At 43.8% G+C, this 11349-nt stretch carries 12 protein-coding genes; 1 reads left to right on the top strand and 11 read right to left on the bottom strand.

Features of this window, described 5'->3' with window-relative positions:
* Nucleotides 1-90 precede the first annotated feature (90 nt).
* The 11 genes from VF500_RS27795 to VF500_RS27745 all read right to left on the bottom strand — a co-directional run bounded on the left by VF500_RS27795 (nt 91) and on the right by VF500_RS27745 (nt 10761).
* The gene (locus VF500_RS27795; RefSeq protein WP_330862782.1) at nt 91-1257 is read right to left on the bottom strand and encodes a cyclopropane-fatty-acyl-phospholipid synthase family protein; all 1167 of its coding nucleotides are present in this window, start codon (nt 1255-1257) and stop codon (nt 91-93) included.
* A 148-nt stretch (nt 1258-1405) separates the two neighbouring features.
* Nucleotides 1406-2215 carry a DUF1365 domain-containing protein gene (locus VF500_RS27790; RefSeq protein WP_330862781.1) on the bottom strand — a complete coding sequence of 270 codons (810 nt, stop codon included), beginning with the start codon at nt 2213-2215 and terminating at the stop codon, nt 1406-1408.
* 15 nt (nt 2216-2230) lie between these two features.
* Nucleotides 2231-3517 carry an NAD(P)/FAD-dependent oxidoreductase gene (locus VF500_RS27785; RefSeq protein ID WP_330862780.1) on the bottom strand — a complete coding sequence of 429 codons (1287 nt, stop codon included), beginning with the start codon at nt 3515-3517 and terminating at the stop codon, nt 2231-2233.
* Nucleotide 3518: 1 nt separating this feature from the next.
* Nucleotides 3519-4655, bottom strand: coding sequence for an alpha/beta hydrolase (locus VF500_RS27780; protein WP_330862779.1), 1137 nt, complete (start codon nt 4653-4655; stop codon nt 3519-3521).
* On the bottom strand, nt 4652-5686 hold the full coding sequence (locus VF500_RS27775) for a cyclopropane-fatty-acyl-phospholipid synthase family protein (RefSeq protein ID WP_330862778.1): 1035 nt from the start codon (nt 5684-5686) through the stop codon (nt 4652-4654). Before VF500_RS27775 ends, VF500_RS27780 begins: the two co-directional genes overlap by 4 nt.
* A 403-nt stretch (nt 5687-6089) precedes the next feature.
* Nucleotides 6090-6893, bottom strand: coding sequence for a DUF1295 domain-containing protein (locus tag VF500_RS27770; RefSeq protein WP_330862777.1), 804 nt, complete (start codon nt 6891-6893; stop codon nt 6090-6092).
* The gene (locus tag VF500_RS27765; protein ID WP_330862776.1) at nt 6886-7221 is read right to left on the bottom strand and encodes a DUF1475 family protein; all 336 of its coding nucleotides are present in this window, start codon (nt 7219-7221) and stop codon (nt 6886-6888) included. The genes VF500_RS27770 and VF500_RS27765 overlap by 8 nt, the downstream gene beginning before the upstream one ends.
* Nucleotides 7222-7752, bottom strand: a complete 531-nt coding sequence (locus VF500_RS27760) for a peroxiredoxin (RefSeq protein WP_330862775.1) — start codon at nt 7750-7752, stop codon at nt 7222-7224.
* A gap of 122 nt (nt 7753-7874) precedes the next feature.
* On the bottom strand, nt 7875-8759 hold the full coding sequence (locus tag VF500_RS27755; RefSeq protein ID WP_330862774.1) for a sugar phosphate isomerase/epimerase: 885 nt from the start codon (nt 8757-8759) through the stop codon (nt 7875-7877).
* 182 nt (nt 8760-8941) lie between these two features.
* Nucleotides 8942-9514 (bottom strand): peptide deformylase, encoded by a 573-nt coding sequence (def, locus tag VF500_RS27750; protein WP_121232833.1) that lies wholly within the window; start codon nt 9512-9514, stop codon nt 8942-8944.
* A gap of 17 nt (nt 9515-9531) precedes the next feature.
* Nucleotides 9532-10761 (bottom strand): pitrilysin family protein, encoded by a 1230-nt coding sequence (locus tag VF500_RS27745; protein WP_330862783.1) that lies wholly within the window; start codon nt 10759-10761, stop codon nt 9532-9534.
* A 153-nt stretch (nt 10762-10914) separates the two neighbouring features.
* Here VF500_RS27745 and VF500_RS27740 point away from each other — a divergent pair.
* Nucleotides 10915-11349, top strand: a 435-nt coding sequence (locus VF500_RS27740; RefSeq protein WP_330862773.1) for a phosphoribosyltransferase, incomplete at its 3' end; no start/stop codon positions are given.

The raw sequence follows: 11349 nt of genomic DNA, 5'->3' as shown, positions 1-11349 counted from the left end.
GAAGCATAGCCGCTCTGTATAGCATGCGATTGCTTTGTGCCAATGACATTTTATCTTTTGCTAATCCAACTCAATCAACCACTCGCCAAACTACCTGCCAATATTATTAGGCCTTGTATACACCAAATGCATTACATTGATGTTGCGCATTTCAAAAGCGGCTTCGCAGTAGCACAGGTAATAATTCCATTTGCGGATAAACCTGTCATCAAAACCTAAGGAGCGTACAGTTGGCAGATTGGCGTTAAAGGCATTGAACCAAAGTTTAAGTGTGGTGGCATAGTCAAGACCAATATCCTTCAGGTCGACCATAGTCAGATCTCCCGTGCGGTTGATGGAGTTATTGATGGCACCAACCGATGGCAGCAACGAGCCCGGGAAAATATGTTTCTGGATCCAGTCGACCCCTTTGCGGAGGGCGGTGTACCTTGAATCGGGCGAGGTGATGACCTGGATAGCTAAAATGCCATTCTTTTTAAGCAGGTCGTGGCATTTTTTAAAATACACGTCCATGAAGTTATATCCCACGGCTTCCAGCATCTCAACAGATACGATCTTGTCAAATACGCCATCCATCTGCCGGTAGTCTTTTAACTCAATGCTTACTTTATCGGTTAAGCCCGCCTCTTCGACACGCTCAACGGCCAGTTTATGTTGCTCTTCGGATATGGTGAGCGAAGTTACTTTGCAGCCATAGGTTTTGGCCATGTAAATGGCGTTGCCTCCCCAGCCACTGCCAATTTCCAGTACGTGGTCGCTTGGTTTGAGGTGCAGCTGGCGGCAAAGCCTGTCGTATTTAGCTAACTGGGCTTCCTCCAAACTCAGGCCGTCTTTATAAAAATAAGCGGCGGAGTAGGTCATGGTAGGGTCAAGGAAGCTGGCAAAAAAATCGTTATTGAGGTCGTAATGTTCAGCAATGTTTTTGCGTGAGCCATCCACCGTATTGGCCCTTTTAAAGTGCGAAAGCTTATTGAAAAACTTGAGCAAGTTTAATGAAAGCGCCTGTGTTTTGCTACCCGATAGACCCGGTGCATTTTCAATATTGAGCAGTACCCATTTAATTACATTGGTGATGTTATCGGTATCCCACAAACCGTCAACATAAGCTTCGCCAAAACCAATATCACCAAACAGGATCAGCCGCTTGTAAAAAGCTTCGTCATTTATCCTGATCGTTGCGCTGATATTGCCCTCTCCGGTACCGATAGTGATCTGCTCGCCGTCCGGAAGCGTAAGGTACAAGGAGCCTTTATCCATCTTTGATAAAAATTGGAGAACAAGGCTTTGATAAAAGGCGCTTTTTTTAACGAGGGATAAAGTACCTGCCATAATTTGCTGATATATAATTGACTTTATCTTAATTACGTATTAGGCAGGTGGATAGTTTTAAGCAGAACTATTCATTTTATGAGTAAGGCCGGTAAACTTCCTTTTGCAGCTCTTTGTGACTTTCTTTTTTATGAAAGGGGATTTTTTTGAGCCAAAGTTTAAAGGCTTGCCAATGGATAAGCGTAATTACTTTAATGGTGATAAGCGGGAAGCTGATAAAATATAACAGCAGATTGGCATCAGTAAGCGGTTTTTTGATGCCGTTTAAAGTGCTGATGAAAAAGCGCTTACCCTCCCTGTCATAATCGTCAATTTTGATCCTGAGTTTTTCGCCGGGGATGCTGAGGTCGAAATCAAAATTAGTGTCCATGTCCATGAATGGGGATACATAAAAATACTTCTCCGTATTGAGTTTAAAGGCTTCGTCATGCCGGGTATCCGCACCTAAAAAATAGGGCTTCATCTCTAAAAAAGTATTACAGATCTCTACCACCGAACAAACGGGCTGTCCGGCTTCATCGTAGCAAAAATAAAAGGACACCGGGTTAAACTGATAGCCCAGGGTACAAAGATTGGTAAGCACCATGATGCGGCCACGGCCGATATTAATGCCGTTTTGTTCAAGGTAAGCTGTGATATGCTGGCGGACGTTTTTTGAACGATCCGGGTTTTCGCGCGGTAATTGCAGATGGTCCTTATCCCGGAAGTTGAACAGGTTGAACCGGTTGCGGCTCATGAATTTGAGACGCTTGTTCAACAAATCGATCTCGTCCAGATCGAGATAAAATAGGAATACGTTATAGTGAAAGCTATGCACTGTGGGGGCGAGCCGGTGGTGCATCACCATTGCTTTATATAAACATGAATTAACCGCCGGGTTTGCCATATATGAATATACGGATTATAAAGGCGGCTGGATGACTGCATCATCATAAACCGGCTTCCCCAACAACTGCGAGCAAAGCTGTACCGCGCTGGCAAAAGCATCCTCATGAAAACCATATTTAAAATAGCTGCCACAAAAATATACCGGGCCGTTTTGATTGATTTTATGCAGCTGGGCCTGGGCATTTATAGCAGGAACGTCAAACAGCGGGTGCTCGTAGTCTATTTCCCGGATGATCTTTTTAGGGCCGATATTATCATGCGGGTTGATGGATACAAAGTAGTTCCTTTTATCGGATACACCCTGTAGTTGGTTCATCCAATAGATAGTGCTTGGCGTAAGCTGCCCGTTTTGCATCTGGATGCGGTAATTCCAACTGCTCCAGGCCAGTTTGGTTTTGGGCATAATACTTTCGTCGGTATGCAGGGTGGCTTTGTTGTACTGGTATTTGAAGCATGATAACAAGCGCTGTTCATCATTAGTTGGCGCTTCCAAAAGCTGGAGGGCCTGGTCGCCGTGTGTGGCGATGATCACCCTGTCGAAAGTTTCCTGCGAACCATCTGAAGCATGAACGGTTACTTTGCCGTTTGTGCGGGTTATTTTTACCGCCTTACGATTGATATGGATGCGTTCTTTAAACGACCGGATCAGGATCTCGCGATAGCTTTGGCTTCCTTTATCCAGCGTGTACCACTGATGCTGGGTATCGAGCCCTAAAAAGCCGTGGTTTTGAAAAAAACGAATGAGTGTTACTGCCGGAAAATCGAGCATTTGCTCCATCGGGGTCGACCATACAGCCGAGCTCATAGGCACCAGGTACTTCCACAGCATTTCCTTGCCAAAGCCAAATTCTTTAATGTACCTCCCTATGGAATAATCAGCGTATTTAGGGTCATCAACTATCTTAACGCTTTCTTTATTAAAGCGCCCTATCTGCATCAGCATTTTAAGGTATTTGATGTTGAAGATATTTTTGCGCTGCGCAAAAAGGTGGTTAACGCTTGAGCCCGAATACTCCAAACCGGTAGGCACATGCTGTACGCTGAAACTCATATCGGTTTTTTTAACCGGCGCGCCTATCTCCGCAAATAACCGACAAAGGTTAGGGTAAGTTTTATAGTTAAAAACCATAAAGCCGGTGTCGATATATACAGGCTTGCCATCCTCATCTACAGTCACCGTATTGGTATGACCGCCAACATAGTCGTTTTGCTCGTAGATGGTGAGATCATGCGTTTTGTGCAGGAAGTGAGCGCTGCCCATTCCTGCTATGCCTGTACCTATAATGGCTGTTTTTAACATATTATTTGGTTACCGTATTTAAAAATCGTTCCACAGTATAGGTGGCCAGCTGCCCTCCGGGGCCGTTCAAATTAAAATCGAAGCCATGAGTTGCCCAGGGCAGTTTGAGCAGGAAATGTTTAATGCCGTTCTGCTCCAGTTTCTCGTTCATGCGGCGACTATGCTCGGGCGACACCAGCACATCATTATCACCATGAATGATCAGCGTTGGCGGCGACTCGTGATCAATAAATTCCAGCGGTGAACTTGCCGCAAATTTTTCGGGCACCTGCTCGTAGCTGCCGCCAATATAATCCCTCATTACCTGGCGCGAATCCATAATGAGCGGACTTGACGGAATGGAATATCCCCAAACCATATCGGCAGGGCCGTAATAGTCAATTACGCCCCTGATGCTTTTATCGTGCATGGTATAGGCAGCCAGTAAAGCAATTTGCGCCCCCGCCGAACGGCCAAACAATACAAAATTATTGGTATCAATATGCAATGTTGCAGCATGTTTTTTTAAATAGATAAGTGCTGCGTTAACATCATCCAATGGAGCCGGACTTTGATATTTGGGGGCAAGCCTGTAATTGATAACGGCTACGTTATAGCCTATCAGCGCTAAATGGCTGTTTAGTTCGGGGAGCTGTTTATTATCACCTTTGTTCCATGCCCCTCCGTGTACAATAATTACACAGGCCCTGTTGCCTACTATTTGCGATGGATAGTAATCCATGGAGAGTGTTGTGCCATCTGGGTAGGAAACATAATTTATTTGTTTAGCATTTACGGTTTTGCTACCGGCGAATAAGCTGCGAAAGCTAAATGGCGCATGGTTATTGTCACCATTGATGATGGTACTACCAGGGCCGAAAGCATTGCTGAAATTTTGTTTTAAACTGCCTGCAACAACGTAGGCCCGTACAATTGGTGAGGCAAAAAGCATTAATGCTATCAAGCCTAAAATGGTGCCGACCAGCTGATATTTGCCGGAATAATAGCCGCTTCCTAATGCTATAAGCGTAAGCAGTATAAAAAACCATGAAAACTCGGTAGCAATGATGGCAAACATCCACATGTAATATTCAAATGCCTTGAAAACAGCCAGCAGGGAAACGAGGAGTAATATAATAATGATAATAAGACGGATCATGCAGCAGTTTTATGAAATAAGTAGTGGCTCACTATCCACTCGTTGCCATTGTTAAAGTTCCAAAGTTCGGCGCAAGCCATGTAAAATAAACGCCAGTATACCCACCATTTTACAGCCTCTTCTTTCCCGTAGGTTTGTTCAAACAGGGGCATTATCTCGGCTTTATGAGCATCCATGTTTTTAAGCCAGGCTTCGGATGTTTTGCCGTAGTGGCTACCGCTTACATGCCAATGCTTTTCAACCACCATATTATCGTTAAAATAAAACATAAGGTCGTCGCTGGGCATGATGCCGCCGGTAAAAAAGTATTTGCTCATCCAGTCGGTTTCGTCAATTACCTCAAACTTGTAAGCGTACTCTTTATGCGTAAAAATATGGATCCACAGCTTGCCCTCGGGTTTTAAAAATGAGGCTACTTTTTTAAGCAGCAGCTCATAGTTACGCATATGCTCAAACATCTCAACGGATACTACTCGGTCAAATTTTTCGTCGATCTGGAAAACGTTCATATCCGCGGTGATCACGGTCAGGTTGCTGAAACCGCGTTTTTGAGCTTGCTCATCAATATGTAGCTTTTGGGTACGCGAATTAGAGACCACTTTGAAATTGCTTTGTGGAAACTTAGCCGCCATATACAATGACAGCGATCCCCAGCCGCAACCCAGTTCCAATACATCCTGCCCATTGGCCAATTCGGCACGTTGACAGGTAAGTTCCAGCATATCATCCTCGGAGGTATCAATATTAGTTACGCCGGGTTTCCAATATCCGCTTGAGTATTTGAGGTTTTTGCCGAGGCAATACTGGTAAAATTGAGTTGGTACTTCGTAATGCTGTTCGTTGGCATCGGCTGTATTCACCGCTATGGGCGATGCTTTAAGCTCGGCTATCAAGTTCATTAAATGCGCCTGCTGGGCTTCGACATTGAATTTGTTTTCATCTGCAAGGCGCTGCTTTAATAGCTTGCGGATGCCTTGCCGCAGTAAAAAATCGGGGACGCGGTTTTGTTCAATGAGTTTATCGTACCACATAATTTTAGGTTGAACGTATTACGCAGTACGTTTTACGCTGAATGTAATTTGTGTTTTATGGTTATACGTTAACACGGTGGTTACGGATTTTGAGTGTTACTGTTTTTTAAACCATGGCACAAAAACACTTGGTAGCTTTTTTAATTCCCTCCCTATACCCTAATCTCATTAAGGTAAGAAAAATCCCCCGGAGGGGGAACAGGTTTGTAGCAACATCATATACCGAAAATCACCGTGCCAGAGGTACGGAACACCGGAGTTGTGTACCTCTGGCACACTAAGACAAGACATACCTTTCATTTCTACAAACCTTTTGCACCGCTGGTGCAACCTGTCAATCTCTTAACTTAATGACATTACCCTACACCCTCCCAGGGTAGGGAATCGCATAATCCTGCCCTTTTTATTTCTTTTGGATACTTTTAAACCATGGCAAAAAAACACTGGTAGTTGCCTGGTAGCGTTTGTATGCTTCTCCTTTGGAACGAACAGCCTGCTCCTCGGTAGCCGGAATCCCTGTTACTTTTAACAATAGGTACAGGATAATTACCGGACTAACCACCGCTAAATAACCATAAGACGAAGCCAGCGCGAAAACGAAGTAGGATACCCACATCATCCATTCAAAAAAATAATTAGGATGGCGCGAGTAATTCCACAGGCCGGTATCGCAAACTTTGCCCTTGTTGGATGGATCTTTTTTAAAAAAGGCCAGTTGCCTGTCGGCTATCGCTTCGCCGGTTACGCTGATGAACCATAAGATAAACCCGGCATACTCAAATGGCGATAACTCATCTTTAGTATTCATGCAGCTGATAAAAAAAGGAATAGCCAGCAGGACATTGGAGATTGCCTGGAACTGGAAAAAGAAGAAAAACTTCTTTTCGGCATTAGGCGCCCATTCTTTACGGAGCTGCTGGTAACGGCCTTCCTCTTCGTGCAGGTGAGTAATGATTCGTTTTGCAAGGTGTGTGCCCAAACGTACGCCCGCAATAATCACCATAGCGCAAATAAGCACTTTGCGATCATGATATCCGGGAGCAAGGAAAAACAGGATAATAGCGATAACGGGAAAATTGTACGACCAAAAGATATCAACCACCCCTGCGTTTTTGATCTTGTGCGCCCAAATCCATACCAGGGCCATAATACCGCAGCAAGCGATAAGGCAATAAACCACCAATATCCAAATTGAATTGTTATCCATTTTGCCTGCCGAAAAATTCTTTTAAACCTTCATTGTCCCTGAGCCTGAAAAGCTGAATGAGTACGTACACGCAACTTGCCAGGCTACCCAGTGTAACCAGCAATATCAGCCAAACTATTTTCCATACCCAGTTCTTTTCTTTGTAGCAGATCCATACATAAATAACCAGAATGTTGGCATAAAAATCCCAAAGGGTGGCCCTCATCCATGCTATCGATCCTAAATAATCCCATTCTTTAAACAGGTTATGTGCAAGGCTTGTGCTGATCACTACGTAACACATCCACACAAAAACAATACTGAACAGTATTTTTAAGGCGCTGATCATTTATTTGGCTTTGGCAGAGTTGATAAACGCCAGAGCATCGTCGGCGTGCTCCTTGCCTTGCAGCATGGCTTCGTGGGTATAAGCTATCTTCCCTTTCAAATCAACCACAAAAGTTTCCCGGCCCGACATGAAGAATTTCTTTTTTACGCCAAACATATCGTAAACCTTGTTGTCAGGGTCGCTCAAAACGGTAAAGGGCAGTTTATAATGATCGGCAAAGGCCTTGTGGCCTGCTACTGTACCGCTGTTTATGCCGATAACCATAGCGCCTGCTTTGGTAAATTTATCAAAGCTATCCCTGAAAGCACAGGCCTCTTTGGTGCAAACCATGCTTTCATCCTTGGGATAAAAATAAACCACCAATACCTTTTTGCCTACGTAATCGGCAGTATTGAACGCTTTGCCGTTTTGATCGGTAAGGGAAAAGGAGGGTATTTTATCGCCGGATACAAGTTGCTTGCGGGTTTGCGCCTCGGCAGCGCAGGCAAACAGGAAAGAGGCCAGTAAAATGGCTATGAGATATTTGATCATGGTTGGGCTCATTTTTCCTTACTTACGATAAACTGGTGCTGTGTCGATTTACGATTATAAAATAAAAAAGGCCTGCAATTTGTTTTAATTGCAAGCCTTTAACATTCAGTGTAAAAGCAATTTTACACGAGGTTCTTTTTAATATAGCTGATGCTTTGTGTAATGCTGTTAAACGGATCGCCAGGGCAAACATCCTGCTCAACAAAAAAGTATTTGAGGCCCGATTTTTTAGCCTGGGTAAAGATCTTCTTAAAGTCGATGGTGCCATTACCAACTTCAGTAAATTTCTTTTCAGGGGTTTTATCCATATCCTTAACATGCCATAATGGGAAACGCCCTGGATGCTTATCAATTAAAGTGATAGGGTCCTGGTTGGCTTTGGTTACCCAATACAGGTCCATTTCCATTTTTACCATGTCCTTATCGGTATTTTCCAGTAAGATCTCGTACGGGTATTTGCCGTTTTCCTGGATAAATTCAAAATCGTGGTTGTGGTAGCAAAGCTGGATGCCTGCGCCTTTACAGGTTTCTCCGGCTATATCAAGCATGTTGGCCACGTTTTTATAATGGTCGAGGTCGCCACGTTCTGATTGTGACAGGTAGGCGCAAACCATGTATTGTACACCGGCCTCAGCAGCATCATCAACTGCTTTTTTCCAGTCGTTCATGATAGTGCCTTTCTGGTGTTCGCCGTTAACCAGTTCCTCGCCTAAGCGATAGTGTGCGCTTGGCATAATGAGGCCATTCTGTTTTAAAACATTCGCGAAATCGCCGGGGCGCATGCCGTAAAATAATTCGGTACCGGTATAGGTTGCACCTTCAACAGATGTAAAGCCCGTTTTGGCAACTTTGGCTAATGCAGCAACGGGATCGGCCGCCATGGCATCACGCACGGTATATAATTGCAAACCGATATATTTTTTATCATATGCAAACAAATTAGGAGCTGCCAACAAGCCTGCTGAAAGTAGCGCCGAAGTTTTTAGAAATGAGCGTCTGGTAGTCATTGGTTTATGTTTTATTGATTGGTTGTGTAAATATAACGCATTAAAAATGCCAAATCAAAGACCGAAGTTACGTTGATTGGTTTAATGAAGAGAGATAGTATTGTAATTTTTACAGGCGCGGTTATGCGTATAGAAAAGAAAAAGCCGCTGTGCAGCGGCTTCTCGTATACTTTTGACAGGTATTATCTTCCTTTTTTAATGTTGGGAAATTTCATCTTATAATCCACATCAACCATGCCTTTCGAGATCTCATTAAGCTTTTTTTCGATAAGGCGTTTGCGCAACGGGCTCAGCTTATCGGTAAACAGCTTGCCTTCAATATGATCATACTCGTGCTGGATAACGCGTGCGGCCATACCTTTAAAGGTTTCTTCATGATGTTTCCAGTGCTCGTCATAGTATGACATGCGTACAACAGGCTTGCGGTACACATCCTCACGGATATCCGGGATACTCAGGCAACCTTCGTTAAAGCCCCATTCCTCGCCGGTTTCTTCCAATATGGTTGCATTGATGAATGCCTTTTTGAAATCCTTCAGTTCCGGCTCGTCATCATCAAAAGGAGTGGCATCAACCACAAATAAACGCATTGACATGCCCACCTGCGGCGCGGCCAGGCCAACACCACGGGCAGCATACATGGTTTCAAACATATTATCAACCAGTTCTTTTATATGCGGATACTCGTCGGGCTCAATGGCTGTTGCTTTCTTTCTTAAAACAGGATCACCGTAGGCAATGATAGGGTATTTCATCGTGCAAAAATAAAGGATTATTGCTTAGGCTCAAATAGCAAAGTGATCAAGCGGTTATTATCAAAAATTTCGTTGCTGATCTCCAGCAATTGTTCGGCACTTACCTGGTTAATTTTAGCAAAGATCTCTTCAAGCGTATCGATGCGGTTAAAATCAACCATACTTTTGGCCATGGCAATAATGAGACTCATGCGGTTCTCTTCGGCTAATGCTATCTGCCCGATAAACTTTTGCCGGGCCTGGTGCAACTGCAATGTGCCCAGCTTTTGCTCGCGCAGTTTTTTTAGTTCTTTATGAACCAGCTTGGAGGCTTTGCCCGCTTTTTCCGTATCGGTACCAAAATAAATGGAGAAGATGCCGGTATCAGTTAATGGAGTATAATTTGATTCGACGGTATAGGCTATACCATGTTTCTCCCTGATCTCGAGATTAAGCCGGCTGCTCATGCCAACGCCGCCCAGCAGGTTGTTAAGCAACAGTAAACCCCATTTATGCTCATGGCCTGATGAATAAGCCTGCGTACCTATCATGCAATGCGTTTGTGAAATAGGCTTGTTAAAAAGGTGGATACCGGCAGGGCTCAGTGCGGGCTTTATCCTGTTTTTTTGAAGCTGGTTAAAAGGTACGTGGCCGAAATATTTTTCGGACATGGCCACCAGTTTTTTGAAGTCATAATTGCCATGCACGGCAAAGATCATCTCGGTTGTATTATAGTTGGCCGCTATGAACCTGCGGATATCATCACCATTAAGTCGGCCAACAGTTTCGGGCGTGCCTAAAATGTTTTGCCCCATGGGGTGATCTTTAAACAGCAGTTCTTCAAAATCGTCCTGAATGGCTTCTTCCGGCTGGTCAAGATAGGATGCTATTTCATCTAAAATAACTCCCCGTTCCTTCTCCTGCTCATCATCAGGGAAAGTGGAGTGAAACAAAATATCTTCAAAAAGATCCATGGTACGGTCGAGGTGCTGGTTAAGCAACGATGCATGGATGCAGGTATATTCTTTAGTGGTATAAGCATTTAGGTCGGCACCAACAAGCTCAAGCCTGTTGAGTATCTGGTTGGTGTTACGGCGCTCGGTTTCTTTAAACAGCAGGTGCTCAATAAAATGCGCAAGTCCTTCCTGTCCCGGAATTTCATCGCGTGAGCCTGCGTTTACAATAAAGCAGCAATGTGTAATTGCCGATGGCCAGTGCTTGTATAGTATACGAATGCCATTGGGCAAAGTATAAAGTTGGTAGTCAATCATTCGACTGCAAAGATAAGCTTATATGTCACAATTATTTTTCACGTTATTGTAAGTGATTTATAGTATTTTAGGCGCTTAAAAACAAGTTTCGCCACGGTTAAAATACAAAACAGCGAGATCACACTACCTTTAAAAACGAACCAAAACCAAATGAAAAAACAAATAGCCGATCTTGAATTTGAAATACTGATAACTGCCGAAAAGATTGAAGAACACGTGAAAGCCATTGGCGCACAATTGAGCGAGGATTATAGTAACAGTGTGCCGGTTTTTATTGGCGTGCTAAACGGAAGCTTTTTATTTATTGCCGACCTGATAAAACAAGTGAGCATTCCCTGCGAAATTAACTTCACCAAATTAGCTTCATACTATGGCGGTACTACCAGCTCACTAAAAATACGAGAGGATATTGATTTAACGGTTGATATAAAAGGTAGGGATGTACTTATTATTGAAGATATTGTTGATACCGGCAATACAGCTCATTACCTGATTGAAAAACTGAAGGAAAGAGGACCGGCCTCACTGAAATTATGCTCGTTGTTGTTAAAGCCGGCCGCTCTGCAAAAAAAGATAGATGAACTT

Source organism: Mucilaginibacter sp., from assembly GCF_036383575.1.
Taxonomy (GTDB): domain Bacteria; phylum Bacteroidota; class Bacteroidia; order Sphingobacteriales; family Sphingobacteriaceae; genus Mucilaginibacter.
Note: the sequence above shows the minus strand (reverse complement) of the source record. Positions and strands in the feature narration are given on the sequence as shown.

What these genes read in the sequence shown, in the direction of transcription:
- VF500_RS27795 (WP_330862782.1), bottom strand. Translation starts at nt 1,257, where the DNA reads ATGGATAAAGGCTCCTTGTACCTTACGCTTCCGGACGGCGAGCAGATC.
- VF500_RS27790 (WP_330862781.1), bottom strand. Translation starts at nt 2,215, where the DNA reads ATGGCAAACCCGGCGGTTAATTCATGTTTATATAAAGCAATGGTGATG.
- VF500_RS27785 (WP_330862780.1), bottom strand. Translation starts at nt 3,517, where the DNA reads ATGTTAAAAACAGCCATTATAGGTACAGGCATAGCAGGAATGGGCAGC.
- VF500_RS27780 (WP_330862779.1), bottom strand. Translation starts at nt 4,655, where the DNA reads ATGATCCGTCTTATTATCATTATTATATTACTCCTCGTTTCCCTGCTG.
- VF500_RS27775 (WP_330862778.1), bottom strand. Translation starts at nt 5,686, where the DNA reads ATGTGGTACGATAAACTCATTGAACAAAACCGCGTCCCCGATTTTTTA.
- VF500_RS27770 (WP_330862777.1), bottom strand. Translation starts at nt 6,893, where the DNA reads ATGGATAACAATTCAATTTGGATATTGGTGGTTTATTGCCTTATCGCT.
- VF500_RS27765 (WP_330862776.1), bottom strand. Translation starts at nt 7,221, where the DNA reads ATGATCAGCGCCTTAAAAATACTGTTCAGTATTGTTTTTGTGTGGATG.
- VF500_RS27760 (WP_330862775.1), bottom strand. Translation starts at nt 7,752, where the DNA reads ATGATCAAATATCTCATAGCCATTTTACTGGCCTCTTTCCTGTTTGCC.
- VF500_RS27755 (WP_330862774.1), bottom strand. Translation starts at nt 8,759, where the DNA reads ATGACTACCAGACGCTCATTTCTAAAAACTTCGGCGCTACTTTCAGCA.
- def (WP_121232833.1), bottom strand. Translation starts at nt 9,514, where the DNA reads ATGAAATACCCTATCATTGCCTACGGTGATCCTGTTTTAAGAAAGAAA.